The organism is Streptomyces sp. NPDC001315 (genome assembly GCF_042896175.1).
Lineage (GTDB): Bacteria > Actinomycetota > Actinomycetes > Streptomycetales > Streptomycetaceae > Streptomyces.
The window spans coordinates 22,999-39,369 of the sequence record NZ_JBIAWZ010000026.1 but is presented as its reverse complement, the minus strand read 5'-3'; the positions used below and the strand labels follow the sequence as shown (position 1 = coordinate 39,369).

12 protein-coding genes and 2 pseudogenes are annotated in these 16,371 nt (G+C 70.2%); 7 read left to right on the top strand and 7 right to left on the bottom strand.

All coding sequences use genetic code 11. The features are described 5' to 3' along the window. The first annotated feature begins 175 nt into the window (after nt 1-175). The 3 genes from ACFY16_RS37980 (at nt 176) to ACFY16_RS37970 (ending at nt 3,109) form a co-directional block, all read left to right on the top strand. Entirely contained in the window at nt 176-1,180 is a 1,005-nt protein-coding gene (locus ACFY16_RS37980) for an LCP family protein (RefSeq protein WP_390651783.1), read from the top strand. A 113-nt stretch (nt 1,181-1,293) separates the two neighbouring features. Continuing rightward, the gene (locus tag ACFY16_RS37975; RefSeq protein WP_390651782.1) at nt 1,294-2,805 is read left to right on the top strand and encodes a glycoside hydrolase family 71 protein; all 1,512 of its coding nucleotides are present in this window, start codon (nt 1,294-1,296) and stop codon (nt 2,803-2,805) included. Next, a complete protein-coding gene (locus ACFY16_RS37970) occupies nt 2,795-3,109 on the top strand; it encodes a hypothetical protein (protein ID WP_390651781.1) in 315 nt (104 codons plus the stop codon). Before ACFY16_RS37975 ends, ACFY16_RS37970 begins: the two co-directional genes overlap by 11 nt. A gap of 194 nt (nt 3,110-3,303) precedes the next feature. Here ACFY16_RS37970 and ACFY16_RS37965 read toward each other — a convergent pair whose 3' ends face one another. The 4 genes and pseudogenes from ACFY16_RS37965 to ACFY16_RS37950 all read right to left on the bottom strand — a co-directional run bounded on the left by ACFY16_RS37965 (nt 3,304) and on the right by ACFY16_RS37950 (nt 6,399). After that, nucleotides 3,304-3,900 carry a class F sortase gene (locus ACFY16_RS37965; RefSeq protein WP_390651829.1) on the bottom strand — a complete coding sequence of 199 codons (597 nt, stop codon included), beginning with the start codon at nt 3,898-3,900 and terminating at the stop codon, nt 3,304-3,306. A 200-nt stretch (nt 3,901-4,100) separates the two neighbouring features. After that, the gene (locus ACFY16_RS37960; protein ID WP_390651780.1) at nt 4,101-4,592 is read right to left on the bottom strand and encodes a sortase; all 492 of its coding nucleotides are present in this window, start codon (nt 4,590-4,592) and stop codon (nt 4,101-4,103) included. 491 nt (nt 4,593-5,083) lie between these two features. Then, nucleotides 5,084-5,376, bottom strand: a pseudogene (locus tag ACFY16_RS37955) (DUF1684 domain-containing protein); the annotation flags it as partial. Nucleotides 5,377-5,562: 186 nt separating this feature from the next. Beyond that, a complete protein-coding gene (locus ACFY16_RS37950) occupies nt 5,563-6,399 on the bottom strand; it encodes a helix-turn-helix domain-containing protein (RefSeq protein WP_390651779.1) in 837 nt (278 codons plus the stop codon). A gap of 112 nt (nt 6,400-6,511) precedes the next feature. Between ACFY16_RS37950 and ACFY16_RS37945 the strand changes: the two genes are divergently transcribed. Further along, nucleotides 6,512-7,105 (top strand): NADPH-dependent FMN reductase, encoded by a 594-nt coding sequence (locus ACFY16_RS37945; RefSeq protein ID WP_390651778.1) that lies wholly within the window; start codon nt 6,512-6,514, stop codon nt 7,103-7,105. Nucleotides 7,106-7,113: 8 nt separating this feature from the next. Here the strand turns inward: ACFY16_RS37945 and ACFY16_RS37940 are convergent, their stop codons facing one another. Next, nucleotides 7,114-7,596: a hypothetical protein gene (locus ACFY16_RS37940; RefSeq protein WP_390651777.1), complete on the bottom strand. Its 483-nt coding sequence runs from the start codon at nt 7,594-7,596 to the stop codon at nt 7,114-7,116. Nucleotides 7,597-7,795: 199 nt separating this feature from the next. On the opposite strand from ACFY16_RS37940, the gene ACFY16_RS37935 reads away from it, so the two are divergent. Together ACFY16_RS37935 and ACFY16_RS37930 are read left to right on the top strand one after the other, a co-directional pair. Further along, nucleotides 7,796-8,452, top strand: a complete 657-nt coding sequence (locus ACFY16_RS37935) for a class I SAM-dependent methyltransferase (RefSeq protein WP_390651776.1) — start codon at nt 7,796-7,798, stop codon at nt 8,450-8,452. 320 nt (nt 8,453-8,772) lie between these two features. Continuing rightward, nucleotides 8,773-10,011 carry a PP2C family protein-serine/threonine phosphatase gene (locus tag ACFY16_RS37930; RefSeq protein WP_390651828.1) on the top strand — a complete coding sequence of 413 codons (1,239 nt, stop codon included), beginning with the start codon at nt 8,773-8,775 and terminating at the stop codon, nt 10,009-10,011. A gap of 443 nt (nt 10,012-10,454) precedes the next feature. On the opposite strand, the gene ACFY16_RS37925 is transcribed toward ACFY16_RS37930, so the two are convergent. Both ACFY16_RS37925 and ACFY16_RS37920 read right to left on the bottom strand, forming a co-directional pair. After that, a complete protein-coding gene (locus ACFY16_RS37925; protein ID WP_390651775.1) occupies nt 10,455-11,957 on the bottom strand; it encodes an MFS transporter in 1,503 nt (500 codons plus the stop codon). Between the two features lie 130 nt (nt 11,958-12,087). Beyond that, nucleotides 12,088-15,552 carry a phosphodiester glycosidase family protein gene (locus tag ACFY16_RS37920; protein WP_390651774.1) on the bottom strand — a complete coding sequence of 1,155 codons (3,465 nt, stop codon included), beginning with the start codon at nt 15,550-15,552 and terminating at the stop codon, nt 12,088-12,090. Nucleotides 15,553-15,809: 257 nt separating this feature from the next. Here ACFY16_RS37920 and ACFY16_RS37915 point away from each other — a divergent pair. Next, nucleotides 15,810-15,929: pseudogene (locus tag ACFY16_RS37915) on the top strand (anhydro-N-acetylmuramic acid kinase); the annotation flags it as partial. Nucleotides 15,930-16,371: the final 442 nt, after the last annotated feature.

Here is a 16,371-nt window from a genome sequence, read left to right as displayed (position 1 = left end):
GGGATGCGTGGTGGGGGACAAGTACACGGCTGAGGCCGAAGTGACGGGCCGGGGCGAAGCGGCAGACCGGGAGGAAGGGGCGGGCGGAGTCGGTTCGGTCGCATCCGACCCGGTTGGTGACGTTCGCGATTCCTCAACCGATGCTTCACAAAAGGGGGTTGACGCCTCCGGAACCGTGCAGGAGCGGCCCCGGCGCCGCACGAGCCGCGCGCGGCGGGTGCTCCTCGGGGCGCTCGTACTGCTCACCGTGGGCCTGCTCATGGTGGGCGGGGTCGCCTGGTGGGCCATCGAGCACTACACGGGGGCGGTCGACCGCATCTCCGGTGTCTTCCCGACGAAGGTCCCCGCGGGGGCGCAGCCGGCGCCCTCCGACGGCGGGCAGACCTTCCTCCTCGTCGGCGTCGACAGCCGCTCCGAGCTGCCGACCACGGGCCGCGACGCCAAGGCCCCCGAGTGGAAGTACGGGGCCCAGCGCAGTGACACGATGATGCTGGTGCACCTCCCCGCCGACCATTCCGGCGCGTACGTCGTCTCGCTGCCCCGAGACGCGTGGGTGGACATCCCCGGACACGGCAAGGCCAAACTCAACGCCGCCTTCTCCTGGGGCGGACCGCCGCTGCTCATCGACACCGTGCAGCGGCTGACCAAGGTGCGCGTCGACCATCTCGCCGTCATCGACTGGGACGGTTTCAAGAAACTCACCGACTCCGTGGGCGGAGTGGACCTCGTCGTGGACGGCGCCAGCCGTCACATGAACGGCACGCAGGCCCTGACCTACGTGCGTGAGCGTCACCACCTGGCGCGCGGCGACTTCGATCGCACGCACCGGCAGCAGTACTTCCTGCGGACGCTGCTGGCGAAGGTCATGCGTCCTTCGACCTTCTCCAACCCCGTCAAGGCCACCAGGGTGCTGGACGACCTCACCGCCGCCGTGAGCGTCGACGACCGGCTCGACGACGGCGACCTGCGTGCTCTGCTATGGGACAACAAGAAGGTCCGCCCAGGGAACATGGTGTTCATGAACGCTCCCGCCAAGGGAACCGGCACGATCTCCGGTCAGTCTGTGGTCCTCCTGGATTCCGACGCCGGCGCTCAGCTGTGGCGGGCCATGCGCGAGGACGCCCTCGACATCTATCTGCAGTCACACGAAGCCGACCTGCTCGGCGCCACGACTTCCTGACAGGACGGCGGCGACCGCCCAAAACGACCGTCTGGTAACGGTTCGGCATGCAACGACCCGCACATACAGTAGAGTTCGCCCCGGTGGCCCATCGGCGTCCGCGGAGGACACCCATGACGGATCAGCCCGCTCGTCCAACGCACCGGCACCGAAAACCGTCAGTACGGCGGCGGCGTACCGCACTCGGTGCCCTGTTCGGACTGCTCCTGATCGGGCTGATCGCCGGCACCGGACTGGCCGGCGACCAGGAGGACGCCGCGCCCCGCGCCGAGCGAACGAACGCCGCGGCGCTTCCCTTCGATCTGCCGGCCGCCGAGGTGCTGCGCGACAGCCCGCATCTGGTCTTCGCGCACTACTTTCCGCCGTATCCGCTCTCCCTCGACAACCAGCCCGCCGAGCACGACTACTACGCTCGCAACTACCTCACGCCACAAGGCGAGAAGGGCAAGCACGCGGCCTACGGCGGACTGCTGCGCGACCGTCCCCTGCCCGTGCCGCCGTCCAGCGGAGACTGGCAACTCGCCAACCTGGAAAGGGAGGTGAGGACCGCCCGTGACGCCGGACTCGACGGATTCACCGTCGACATCCTCTCCCTGACCGGCAGCAACCGTCAGCGGGTCGACATGCTGCTGCGCGCGGCGCAGCGCGTCGACCCGGGCTTCCGGATCGCGCTGATGCCGGACATGACATCGCTGCACACCGACCCGGTCACCCTCGCCGATCAGCTGGCCCGCCTTGCCGCATCCCCGTCCGCATACCGGCTGGCCGACGGGCGCCTCGTGGTCTCCCCGTTCAAGGCCGAGGCCCAGGATCCCGCCTGGTGGGGTCAGGTCATCGCGCGGCTGCGCGACCACGGCATCGGCACCGCGCTCGTCCCGGTCTTTCTGGACTTCCGCGCCAACGCCGAGAGGTTTGCGCCGATCAGCCATGCCTTCTCGTCCTGGGGCAATCGCAGCTACACCCGACAGAACAACGTTCCCGGCGACATCCAGCTCGCCCATTCGCTGGGAAAGAAATGGATGCAGGCCGTGTCCGTGCAGGACACCCGGCCCAACCAGGGCGTCTACGACGAGGCGGGCAACACCGCCACCCTGCGGTCGACCTGGAACCACGCGATCTCCGACGGTGCGGACTGGGTGCAGCTCACCACCTGGAACGACTACTCGGAAGGCAGCCAGTTCGCCCCCTCACTGCACAACGGCCACACGTACCTGGACATCTCCTCGTATTACCTCACCCGTTTCAAGACCGGGGTTTGGCCGCGGATCGTCCGCGACACCGTGTACGTCACCTCCCGCGTCCAGTTCACGGATGTCGGCAGCGCCTCGCTCCAGCCCCGGCTGATGCGCCCGCGTCCGGGCACCGCGTCCCCGCGTGACCAGGTGGAACTGCTCACCTTCCTGACCGCGCCCGCCACGGTCTCCGCGCGCGTGGGCACCGTGCCCCACACCTATCGTGCTCCCGCCGGCGCGTATGTCCAGGACCTGCCGCTGAGACCCGGCCGCACCGAGGCCGTGGTCCGCCGCGCGGGTGATGCCGTCGCCGCCGTCACGACCCGCTTTCCGGCGCGGCGTACGGTCACCGTGCAGGACCTTCAGTACTACGCGGTCTCCAGTGGCCGTTGAACTCCTCGAAGGCTTCGGAAAGGGGCCTACCGAGATCGAGGCGACGCCCGGCCGGGTGCAGGTCCTGGCCCGTATCGACCCACTGCGATCGGTGATGGCCTCCTATCCGACGGCCGTGGGCCCGGTGGTACTCAGGATCGAGGTGGCCGCCACCCAGGAGATCACCGACGCGCGCCAGCCCCGCTCGAGACCGCTCAGCACCGGCCCCGAGTCGCCGAACGTCACGACCATCCTCGGGAAGGGCTCCGGGCCGAGCAGGGTCGCCCGCATGTTCTTGGCGGTTTCCGGGTGCCCGCGACGGTGAAGGCGACCTTCCGCAGGCAGTCCTCCGCCCTGGGTATCACCGTGCGGGCGGGGCATCAAGAGCCTTTATGTTCACCTGAACAGGTCGCAGTGCCATGCCGGCGATCCGATGCGCCCGCCGCGCAACGACATCCGCACCGTCGCCGAACAGAGATGAGCACACCCCACAGTTCGCCTGAAACAAGATCAGGCTGTTTACCCTGCCAGGGAGTGGTCGTTTCGCTGTTTGACTGCGGTGAGCGTCGCGTAGACCACGACGTTGGCCTGGTATCCGGTGTCCTTGACATAGCGGCCGCAGGTGATCACCCGTAGTTCGGGCAGGTCGGAGCGGCCGTAGACCTTCTCGTTGGGGAATCTCTCCTTGTCGTAGACCTCCACGGCGTCGACGCTGAAGACAGCCGTGCGCCCATCCGCCCGGCTGATCTCGATCACGTCACCCTTGGTCAGGGCGCCGAGCTCGTAGAAGACGCCGGGACTGCCCGTGCGCATGTCCACATGACCCGCGATCAGGGCTGTGCCTGCCGAACCTGGTGCCGTGCCCTCGCCGTACCAGCCGGCAAGGTTGGGGTCGTCGGCGGGCGGGGGCTGCAGTGCCCCCGCCCTGTCGAGGTCCAGATTTGTCATGGGGGCGTTCACGCTGATGGCGGGGATGCGAAGGCGGACGGGCTTTGCCGGGGACAGCGGCTGGACGGCGGAGAGTGTTGCTCGGGCAGTGCTGCCGGGCGTGCGGCCTGTTGAGGGGGTGGAGAAGGCCTGGTCGGCCGAAGGCTGCGGTGGCTGCCTGTGGAGCATCGGGCCGATCACCAGCACGCTGCCTGTCACCAGTGCCAAGGCCAGATACTTGGCCGGGGGGACGAACGTGTGTGGGGGCGCGCCGGCCTTGTGCCGGGGCTCCTTCACGGTCGAGCCTCTTGCCTGCGGCCGGGTGGGGTTCATTCTCGCGGTCCTCGGGGCGAATGCGGCGCCGGGCCGGTGTGGCGGGAGCTGGGCGGTCAACTTCGGTTGCTGTGCGAGCGGCGGCGCATCCTGACCAGACTCCCGGCGGCGGCTGCGGCGAACAGCACACCGCCCACGGCAATTTGCGTATCGGTGTCCTTGGCGTCTCCGAAGCCGGCTTCGACGGCGCCGTTCGGTTGCAGGCCGGCGATCCGGTACGTTTCCGTGAGCTTGGTCCGTGGCGGGCACTTTACCGTGACGGTGTCGGTGTCGGGCCTTCTCCCTTCCGGGATCTGAAACTCGCCGGTGAGCTCGCCCGCGCGGTCTCCTTCGAACAGGTGGAACGGCCCACCCTCCTCCGACTCGCCCTTGCCGTAGGTCACGTCCGGGCCGCAGGCCGTGGTGGTGACGGTGACTGTAGAGCCCGGGGAGGCATTCTCCGGGCGGATGTGGAGATCTGAGTCATCGGCGGCGGCAGCGGCCGGACTCTGCAGAGCCAGGACACCGATGACCAGGCCGATACCAACGCCAACGTGGGTGTTTCGCAAGTGAATCCTCCAACAAAGCAGTGGCCGCCCTGTCTGCGCGGCGCCCCTGTCGTGCTCCACCGACGAGGCAACCGACACTCCGTCAGCTCCGCAACAGGAGGCATCGGCACATGCGTCACTCGGGCAGGCGTAGCGACTGCTCTCGCCTGAACGTTTACGCAGGTCGCTGGAGCGGCGACCGACACGGTAGAGGGATTGCCGGAGGAGAGCGGATGGGCTAACCACCCTCATCCTCGGGCAGGTCCCTGGCGCACGGTGTCGGTACCGGCCCAGCCGCCGCGACGTCCGTCTCTTGGTAGGCGGCGCTGATACCCATGGCACCAAAGCCCTGGGCGCCGACGAGGGGGCCGCCGGTGCCCAGCTCGACCTCACGGATCGGTTCGATGGCGTTGCTCATGAAGGCTCTCGAGCCCTCGCGAGCCCTCTCGGGCGCCTGGTGGGCGCCCACAGTCGTGTTCCGGGGGTTGCGCAGGAGCGAGGTCGCGATGCTCGCCGGGGGTCGCCGACGGTCTGGACAGGGGGCGCCCGTCGAGTTCGAACTCGATCCGGCCCGGCGCGTCGTACACGTGCTCCAGGCCCTCGACCGCGGCACCGACGGTGGTCGGCCGCGGCTCGCGAAGGCGAGGTACCGGCCCGTCACGACCCAGCGCGGATGCGGTGCGTAGGCGGGCGTTCCGGTGGAGGCGGTACGCAGCGGCGCCTCCGGGTGCCGGGGACGCACGATGTCGTTTCCGCCGCGCCTGGCCACCTCGATCACGGCGTCGCCCCGGACCGCGTTGACGCCAGCGTCCGCCTTGATCCACGCGAGCGACTGTCGGACGTGCACGTCGCTGTCGTCGAGGGCGAGTATCACGTACACGTTCAGCTGAGCATCCATGCAGGCCACCACGGCCGAATGCTGGGAAGGGGGGCAGCGGGAACGGTCTCCGCCGCCGCACGGCTGAGGGGACCAACTCGACGTCCGCAGGAGCTACGAGACGGCGCTGAGCCGACCGTGCGAACGGCGGCGGAGACGGTCGACGGCCTCTACCGTCTTCTCGTCCGCCGGCAGGTGGACGACCAACTGCTGTGCGTCCGAGGACAGTTCCAACGTCTCACGCCGCAGGCGGAGCCGGAATCCGGCGGGATGATCGAGCCGGAGCGTCCTATTGCGCGGCACGGCATGGCGGTTCACGCGCTGTGTGAAGTCGGGGCCCGCGCCGGCCGCGAGCTCCGCGGTGAACCATGCGAAGTTCTCGACGGCCGGTCCGAGCCACAGGCCGAACGCCTGCTCGTCCGCGACGTCGTCCCAGTCGGTGAAGAACGCACGGGCGCGGGGGTCGGTGAAGACGTACCGGGTGAGGTTGGGACAGTCGGCATCGAGCAGACCGCTGTCGCCCAGCACCGCCTCGAACCCGCTGGTCCGGGCGAGGACGTCGCCCAGCCGGTTGGTCACCATGGCGATGCCCGGTTCCAGGAGGCGCAAGGTCTCCAGCACGGACGGGCGAACGTCACGACTCGCCGGCGCGGGCCGGGGATGGGCGCCACACTCGCCGCCGGTGATCTTCGCGAGGTGACGCAGATGGTCGCGCTCCGCGGCATCGAGGCCGAGTGCGTCGGCCAGCGCGTTCATCACCGCGATCGAGGGATTGCGGTCGCGGCCCTGCTCGATGCGGGTCAGGTACTCGACACTGATGCCGGCCCGCGTGGCGAGGTCCAGGCGCCGAAGCCCGGGCGACCGTCGACGGCCACGCTCCGGCAGCCCGAGCGACTCGGGCTGGATGCTGTCGCGCTTGGCCCTGATGAAGTCTCCCAACGGCGTTCCCATACCTCGAGAGTATGGGCAGGGCGCTCGATCTCGCAGCGCTCAGCGTGGCCCTGCGGGGGCCAGCCTGAGCGCGGTCTGGCTGCCACCCGGGTGCCGCCCGATCGTGGTGGGCATGAAGAGCGAACACAATCTGGTGATCATCGTCGGCAGCGTCCGGGAAGGGCGATTCGGACCGGCCGTGTCCTCCTGGGTCGCCGAACAGGCAGATGCGCACGGTGGATTCGATGTGCATGTCGTCGATCTGGCGGAGGTCGACATCCCCCTGGAGTTGCCTGCCGCGTCCCCGAAGTACGCGGGCGACGACTACCCCCGTCCGGCGGGAATGGCGCCGCTGACCTCGGCCCTGTCGGAAGCCGACGCGTTCGTCGTCGTCACGCCCGAGTACAACCACAGCTACCCGGCCTCTCTGAAGGCGGCCATCGACTGGCACTTCACTCAGTGGACGGCCAAGCCCGTCGCCTTCGTCAGCTACGGTGGCGCGGCAGGCGGACGCCATGCCGTGCTCCATCTGGAGAACGTGCTGACCGAGCTGCACGCGGTGACGATCCGCGACGGTCTCGCCTTCCCGGACTACTTCACGGCCTGGCGGGACGGTCGCCCCCTCGCGCCGGAGGCGCCTGGGTACGCCAAGACGATGCTCGATCAGCTGGCTTGGTGGGCCGACGCACTCCGAACTGCCAGAGAGACCGCCCCCTACCCGGCATGATCCCTGGATCACCCGGGCTCGACGCCGGGGCTGGGCCACTGCCGGCGGTCTTCCGGAGTGAGGAGGAAGAACCAGCCTGGCGTGACATGGTAGGCGCCTTCGCAGGTGGCGATGTTCGCACCGCTGTGCACTGCCGCGCGGTAGGCGATGCCGCTTCCGAGGTAGTCCATGCTGTCCGCGCCCACGAGGAGTATGAGTGCCACGGCCAGGTGAAGCATCGGACGCAGGGGACGGCGGGAGGGTGTTCTGACGGCCCAGACCGTTCCGGTGACGGACACGGCCGCGGCTGCGACGATGAGCAGGACCGAGGCCAAGGAGAGCGCCTTCAGGGATCCTGGGGTTCGGCACAGGATGTAGAACTGGGGTGATGGAACCGCAGCGGGCGCGCGCTCGTAGACGGCGAGCCAGACGGCTGCCATCCCTGATGCGGGGATGAAGAGCCACAGCCGCCAGATCCTCGAGCGCCGTCCGACTATGGGGTCACCCTGCATGTATCTTCCTCATTCGGTACCAGGACCAGTCGGCGCCGACCTTCGTCCATGGCTCGGCGGCCATGTGATCGCGTCAGCTTACGACCGCGCAGATTGATGCGGTCATCGATCACGCAAGCCGACGGCTCCGTCATGACTTGGGCGTACCGCCTCGAGCCGAAGGGTGTGCATGGTGCCCGGGACTTGATGGACTGGGTGGATGAAGATCCTTTCGCCTCGTGTCCTGCGGGCCCTTGAACGGTTCAATGCCGCCCATCCCTGGGATCACAACGCCCACTACCACCGCTGGATCCTGCGGCAGCTGCCGAGACGTTTCAACCGTGCCCTGGACGTCGGCTCCGGCAGCGGTGACCTGGCAAGGCTCCTGGCCCGACGTGCAGCCACCGTGGAGGCAGTCGATTCCGATCCGGTGATCTCCGCCCAGGCCCAGAAGCTGACTCCCGCTGCGCTTCCCGTGACGTTCACCGTCGCGGATGCAGTGGCCGAGTTCCCTGCCGGCTCCTACGACGTCATCACGTGCGTCGCCACGATCCATCATCTGCCGTTCGCCCAGGCACTCTCCTGTTTCCGCCGTCACCTGGCGCCGGGAGGGACCTTGGTGGTCGTCGGCCTGTCCCGCGCCCAGACCCCTGTGGACCACCTGCTCGGTGTCGTCGCCATTCCGGCCAACGCCGCCATGGGCTGGCTGAAGAACAAGGGCCGCCCCTCGCCCCGGCCCGTCTCCATGACGGCTCTCACTCGCTCAGCGGACATGACCTTTGACGACATCGTCCGCGAAACCAGAAACGTCCTCCCTGGCGCGCGCCTGCGCCGACGGCTGTTCTGGCGCTATACGCTCGTATGGAATCACCCCTGAGTCGCGAGTTCGTCCTGGCAGCGGAGGCGGTGCCGCGCCCGCTGGTCGGCGGCCGCACCGTGGACCTGGCCACGCTCGCGGAAGCAACCGGCCTGGACGTGGAGTCCGTCGCCGGGCTTGTCCTGGAGCCGGTCGTGGGACAGGCCGCGGCCCGACTCGCTCGGTCCCGTCCACGCAGGTCACGCGAGCAGCTCGACTGCGCGGTCCCGCGAGTGCCGTCGGAGCGCGGCGGGCGGTGCTGCCGCAGTGGGCGCCTGAGCTGGGCGGACCGTAGCGTGGAGGGACTGAGCGCTGGAGGCACAGGCAAGGAGACGGTGACGATGCCGAGGATGGATTACGCGGCACTGTTCGCTGCCACGCCGAGCCCGTATCTGGTACTGGATCCCGATCTGATGATCGTGGAGGTCAACCGGGCCTACCTGGAGGCGACCGCCCGGAGCAGGCAAGACCTGATCGGGCAGTACATCTTTGACGCCTTCCCCGACAATCCCGACGATCCCGAGGCCGACGGGGTGCGGAATCTGAACGCCTCGTTGCAGCGCGTCCTGGCCTCCCGAGAGCCGGACACGATGGCGCTCCAGAAGTACGACATCCCTGTCATGGGGCGGTCCGGGGAGTTCGCGGAGCGGTGGTGGTCTCCGGTCAACACGCCGATCCTCGGACCGGAGGGGCGGGTGGTGTGGATCATCCACCGGGTGGAGGACGTGACCGCGTTCGTCCACGCCCGTGCCGCCCGTGACCGGCCGCCGTCGAGACAGCTGACCGAGCGTGACGCCCTGGAGGCCGAACTGTATGCGCGGGCGCATGAGCTGCAGCGGCTCAACGAAGAACTGAGGCGAGCCCACACCCGCGAGCGGCAGGTGGCCGTCACACTGCAGGAGGCCATGCTCCAAGCGCCGGACCTTGCCCGGCACCCGGACATCGCGGTGCGCTACCTGCCCGCCACCGGATCGCTGAACGTGTGTGGCGACTGGTACGACATGGTCGACCTCTCGGACGGCCGTTACGCGGTGGCGGTCGGCGACGTCGTGGGTCACGGCCTGGAGGCCGCCGCCATCATGGGGATGCTCCGCAGCGCGCTGAGCGCCGCCATCCGCGCGCTGGAGCGCCCCGCCCAGGCGCTGGAGGTACTGGGTTTGTACGCCCGGTCGATCGAGGGGGCGCTGAACACCACCGCATTCAAGGCGATGATCGACCCCCGCAGCCGCCTGATCATCTACAGCAACGCCGGTCACCCGCCACCGATCCTGGTGCACCCGGACGGCACCTGCGAAAGGCTGGACCAGGCAACCGACCCACCGCTGGGCGCCCGGCCGCAGCACGTGCCCCGCCCCCAGGCGGGTCAGCCCTACCGCCCCGGGGACACGCTCGTGCTCTACACCGATGGACTCATCGAACGCCGCGGTGAAGACATCGAAGCCGGTCTGGAGCGCCTGACCGATGCTCTCTGCCGCTACGGCACCGTCGGCCCGGAACGCCTTGCCGACGTCCTGCTGGCCCGTCTTGGCCTCACCGGCGGATCCCGCGACGACATCGCCCTGGTCATCGTCCGGCTATGACGCCGACACCAGCAGGCCACTTCTCGGGCGAGGCCCGCTGGGTCGAACAACCCCCGTCCGGCTCCCGTGCGACCCGAGTTCGGCAGTTTCGCCGGCCGACAGACCGGGAGCAGACCTCGGCCACCGCCGGGCATCGATCGGGAGGGCGACGGAGGGTGGGCGGGGCTGAACGCCGAACCAGTCGGCGGAGATCATCGCGCACACGGATTCGGACTACAACGGCGACAGCGGCCCTTCGCGCCGTGGCGGGAGCGCCCCTCGGCAGTCGGAAGAACACGAGAAGAACGAGCGAAGCGAATCGTCATCGTCGCGGCCACGCTTGCAGGTCCCCGCGAAGGTGATGGGCGGGAAGCCCGCGGGTCGTAGCGCACGGGGTCCGCGCCGGCTCGGGGGTGGCGCCGAGCCGGCCGGGCGGGGGAAGCCACGCCGGAGGCCGTGACCCCTCAGCTGCCGTGCCGGACCGTCTCCGCGGCGCCACCCTCCTCGGAACCCCGCGGGACGGTCTCCACGGCCCGCTCCGGCTCGGGGCGCACGTGACGTTCCCGCAGGTCCGCGACCGCCAGCAGCAGCGCGATCACGCTGATCCCGATGGCGGTGAGCAGCCCGAGCTGAATGGCCGTGACGGAGCGCCCGTGGTTGGCCTGATGCGCGAAGTACACCGCGCCCACCACGGCGATCCCGGCCGCCGAGCCGATGCGCTGCCCCGTCTGCAGCACCCCGCCGGCCGCACCGGCACGGTGCACGGGGACGCGGGTGAGAGTGAGCGTCGTGTTGGGGGAGACCGTGAGGCCGGAGCCGATCCCGCCGATGACCATGGGTACGGCCGTGGCCCACCCCACACTCTGCAGGGGCACCAGCTGCACCGCCACGACCACCCCGAGCAGCCCCACCGCCACCGCGCTGAGGCCGATGACGACCAGCTTGCGTCCGTGGCGCATCACCAGCCGGCCCCCGATGGCGGCGCCGACCGCGGAGGCGGCCGCGAAGGGCAGCACCGAGACACCGGCCGCCAACGCGCTGTATCCCACCGTGTTCTGCAGGAACAGGGAGTAGACGAAGAAGACCGTGGTGAAGCCCGCGAAGTAGGTCAGGCTGATCAGGGAGCCGAGCGTGAAGGACCGCAGGGAGAACAGGTCCAGATCGACCAGGGGAGCCTGCGCGCGCCGTTTCTGGCGCCGCTCCCACGTCCAGAACGCGGCCAGCAGCAGCGCGGCCACCGGCAGCAGCGCCCACTTCAGCCGCCCGGTCCACTGCTGCTCCTGCACCAGCGGCAGCATGAGCGCGAGTACGGCGGCGCCGAGGAGCAGCACGCCGAACAGGTCGAACTCCTCCCGCTTGCCCGTCGACGCTGGGAAACGGGGCAGCAGCCGCAGTCCCGCGGCGAACGTGGCCACCCCGATGGGCAGGTTGACGAAGAACACCCAGCGCCAGCCGTCGTCGGTGCCGACGGCGTTGATCAGCAGACCGCCCGCCAGCGGGCCCACCGCCGTCGAGACCCCGATGACGCTGCCGAGCAGGCCGAAGGCCTTGGCCCGTTCGGCGCCCTGGAACATCTGCTGGATCAGCCCCGAGGTCTGCGGGGCGACCATGCCCGCCGCCGTGCCCTGGAGCAGCCGGAACAGCACCAGCCAGGAGGCACTGGGGGCGAGGCCGCACGCCCCCGAGGCCAGCGTGAACACGGCGAGCCCCAACAGGAAGGCCTGGCGCCGCCCGCGCATGTCGCCCAGCCGGCCCGCCGGGACGAGCACCAGCCCGAAGGTCAGGGCATATCCGGAGACCACCCAGGACTGGGCGGCCTCCGAGGCGGCCAGCCCGTGCTCCATCGAGGGCAGCGCCACGTTCACGATCGAGGTGTCGAGCAGCGAGATGAAGCCCGCCGTCAGACAGACCGCGAGCGCCTTCCACCGCCGGTTGTCGGGTGTGGGCCGGGCCTGGACTGTGGTCATGGGGTCACGCTAAGCAGCCACCCCGCCCAACGCGTGGAAGGCGCCCTTCCGCGCGCGTCGTAGCCGGCGTCTGCCACTTCGTGCTCGGGGCAGGGCGGCGGACGCGCGGGGAGCGCGGGACGGTTCGCTGTCAGTCGGTGAGTTCCACGGCAGCCGAGTCGGTCTGGTCGGCGGCGGTGACTGTCAGGGTGACCGTGCCGGGGCGGACGGCGGTGAGGGTGTGGGTGGTCAGGTCGAGGACGGCCAGGGTCCGACGAGCGCGGGTGGCCTTCCTCGCCTCGGTGGCCGAGTCGGCGACCACCAGGCCGGGGGAGCCGGTCCAGGTGACGCTGGCGGGGTAGCGGAGGGGGAATCTGAGGCCGTACTCGCTGGTGATACCGGTAGCGGAGACGGCGGTCGAGGTGCCGGTGGTGAGCTGGGCGGGGGCCGACAGCTCGATGGCGTCGATCAGCGGGCGGCTCTGGGCCTGCAGCCAGTGGCGGGTCTGCGGGCTGGGCAGGCCGCGTCTGATGCGGGCCGGGCGAGGGTCGACAGCGACGTTCATCCAGCCGAAGAAGCCGCCTTGGTCGGGGGAGCTGTAGGGGGTCTTGCCGACGGCGGGGGTGGTCACCTCCAGGACACCGTCGGCGCGGGTGACGGACGCGGTGTGGGCGTGGCCGGTGAACAGGGCGATGGGTTTGCCGGAAATCTCCCGGAAGCCGGCCAGCCAGCGCTGGATGAGGTCGGCGGCCAGCTGGTCGGAGAGCTGGGAGGAGCCGGCGCCGGACGGGTCGTGCAAGGGGTGGTGGAAGGAGACCACCACGCCGGTGACCGTGGCATCCTTGGCGGCCTTCGCAAGTTCGGACTTCAGCAGCGGGACCTGGTCCCAGTCCGAGGTGCGCATGTCGCCGGTGTGCGAGTCCAGCAGAATGAACCGGGTGCCCTTGTGGTCGAAGACCTGACGGTTGGGGCGTCCGGTGGCGGTTACGAAGGCGTCCAGGCCGCCGGTGGCCGACAGGCCCGCCTCGTGGTTGCCGGGCGTCCAGTACACCGGAAGGTCGGTCGGCACGTGGTCGCGCAGCAGGCCGTTGGCGAGGTCGAAGTCCGCGGGGCTGTTGTCGTCGACGAAGTCGCCGTTGATGAGGATGAAGTCGGGGTTGCCGGCGACGACCTGGTCCAGGGCCGTGGCCGCCTGCCGTCCGGAGAAGGAGTCCAGGCCGGCCGCCGCGCTGATGTGCAGGTCGGACAGGACCGCGAACGTCCACCGGCCGCTCGGCAACCCGGCCTGCTCGACCACGTACGGGTCGGGCAGCGGCGCCTGGGCGGTCTGCGGCTGCTGCCCGACCTGGGCGGCGAGACCGTCGAACTCCAGCGCCCCCGCGTTCTTGTTGGTCTGCGAGGTCTCCGCGATGTAGAGGCGCAGCAGGGTGATCGGGCCGGAGAAGCCGTCGGGCAACTCGCCGACGACCTGCCGCCAGCCGGTCCAGTCCACGGTGGTGGAGAAGGTGAAGGGGACGTTGGTGGTGCCCTGGGAGCGGAGCATGGCGCGCAGCCAGTGGCCGCGGCCGTCGCCCTTGACCCACAGGGCGAGCCGCTTGGTGCCGGAGGGCAGGGTGATCGGGGCGCCCGCCACCGCGTACGCCGCCGAGGTGCTGGATTGCCCGGTGAAGTCGTACGTCATGCGCAGGGCGTGGTTGTCGGTGGCGGCGCCGGGGCGGTCGGCGGCTTCTACGATCTCGACTGAGGCGGTGCCGCGGGCCGACACGACGGTCCAGGTCTCGCCCGGCTCGAATTCCGCGAGTGGGACGTCGGCCAGACCGACCGTCACCACCAGCTTGGCCGTGGTGCCGTCCACGGTGGCGGTGAGGACGGCTGCCTTGCCGTCGGCTTCCGCGGCGCCGGTAACGGTGAGGCGGCCGTCGGCCTCCACCGCCACACCGATGACCGACTTGTCGTAGTCGAAGGTGACGTCGCGGGCGGCCACCGGGGCGTCGAAGCCGTCGGCGTCGTAGCCGGTCAGGCCGACCTTGGCGGTGGCGGCGGGCTCGATGGTGAGGGCCTGTTCGGTGAACGTGAGCTGATACAGCTCACCGACGACGCGCAGTTCGTGCTCGCCGCGGGCGGCGCCGGAACTGGCTTTCAGCGTGCCGATGCCGGGGCGGCCGGCGCGGAAGACACCGTCGTTCGCACGGCCCAGCGTGCCCGGCTGGGCGGTCCACTTGACCTCGTGCTTGCCGGCGTCGACCGGCGACCAGGTCTCGTCGTGACCGGCGACGGCGACGTTCATGGTGAGGCCGGGGACCACGCGGTCGGCGGCGGCGCGGACGTCCAGGCCGCGCAGGGTGCCCGAGCCCTTCGGGCCGAACAAGCCGACCCCGTTGGGCACGGGTCGCTCGCCGCCGTCCGAGGGCGTGTTGACCACGCTGACCGCACTGTCGCCGGGCTGCCGGGCGACGATGCCGGTGGAGCCGCCGCCGTCCAGCATGAACGCCTCGGTGGCGCCCAGGCGGACCAGCAATTCGGCGGTGGCGTCGTAGGTGAGGCCGCGGGAGAAGCTGACGGAGCCGTCGACGGCGACCAGCAGCAGGCCACGTCCGCCGTCCAGCCAACCGATGACTGTGCGCGGCTTGTCCGCGTCGTTGCCCTCGCTGGGCGGGAAGCCGACTGCCTTGCCGTCCTTGACCAGCACGGCTCCACTCCCGAGGGCCATGCGCAGCGCGGCGGGCGAGTCGGACCGCGGCTCGAAGGTGACGGTGACGGAATCGCCCTGGCGGGCGGCGGCGAGCCGGGAGGCGGCCACGCCCCGGCCGACCACGATCAGCCCGCCGTCGGGCACCGCGGTGTCGGTCAGCTTGTCGTTGACCGCGGTGACCGTGCCGTCGACGACGACGAGTTCGGTGTAGGGGCCGGAGCCCTGGATGGTCGTGCGCAGGCCCGGTCCCCACAGCGCCGTGTAGACGGTGAGACCGTCCATGGGCACGGAGGCGGAGTTCAGTGCGGCCAGCGGGCGACTGGTGCCGGCCACCGTGACCGTGCCCTGGATCAGCAGGTCGGCCAGGCGCGCGACCCGGTCCGCGCCCACCGTCGCGACGGTCATGGCCGTGCTGGTGCCCTTACGCAGCCGGCCGTCCTGGATCTCCGGCCCGATGGCGGCGTTGGTCTGCGTGATGTCGTAGAAGTCGCCGTTGACCGCGGCGACCGCGCCTTGCGCCTCGGCCGCCGTCGACGGCGTGCGCGTCTCGCTCACCTTGTCGGCGACGAGGTCCACGCCGACGGCGGTGTTGCGCAGGTCGGCGTTGAGCACGTGCACGCGGGTCCAGCCGGTGCGACCGAAGGTGTCGAACGAGGTGAGGACGATGCCGGGGGCCACGGGACGGTCCACTCGGTCCACTTCGACGGATTCGCCTGGAACCGTGGTCTGGTAGATGGGGACCGTGTAGTCGAGGCTGGTGGCCCCGTGCATCTCGCCGGTGTCGGTCGCCGGGGTGCTGGTGGGCCGGGCGGGAGCGGCGGTGGCGACACCGCCGGTCGCGGTCGCGGTGAAGGCGGCGGCCACCGCGCCGGCGAGAATGCCACGGCGGCTCAGGACCCCGGGTCTCTGGGGGAGTTCATTCATGAATCGTGAAGCTATAGGGCGAGATCAACTGGCGTCTGAACGGCATGTTGATGATCTGACCGCATTCCGTGGGGAGCATGGGGTCGCGGTGGTGGCGTGGGGGTCGGACGGCAACGCCCGGCCGAGCATCTGCCGCCGCCACGGTCACTCAACGGGCTTGTTCCCGACGTCTGTTCACGACGGCCGAGGGGCGCGCCTGCGGTCGGGGCGCTTTCCGGGAAGTGCGGCGTGGTGAACCCGTGTGGCCCACCTTTGCCTCGGGCACCGGAGCCCGCCGGGCCGCGCTGCTCGGCAGCACGCTCCCGGGCCTGTTGCTGCTGTGTCTGCCCGAGCCGGCCGCGCAGCCGCCGCGCGTGCTGCGGATCGCCCCCGACCCTGACCACGGTACCGAGGATGCCTCAGCCGTGCCGCCGCCTCGTCCGTGCTGGAGCGGCCGGCCGCGGTGCGCATCGTGTCCGCGGCGGAGGTGGATGTCCTGAGGGCCGAGGCCCGCGCAGCTGGATTGTCGGCACTGTGCTCAGGCGGCACCAGCCCCGGCCGGGCAGGCGGGAGGCGGCGGCATCCTCGTGGACGTCCACAGCCGTTGGCGGGGCCGCCGCCAGACCGACTACGTCCTGTCCCTCTCGGGCCCTGTTTCGAGGCGAGGAGCCGTCCGTCGCGCGCTGTACTCGGATGTCCGCGTCCGGACCTGGTCGAGCGGCGGCTTGACCAGGGCTCCGGGCGCACCGGTCCTCCCGCCGGTTACATGTACCAGCCGCTCGCCGGGAATCCGGTCGGCGCAGCTGAGGGCACCAAGTTCGAGTGCCGCAACCCCCATTG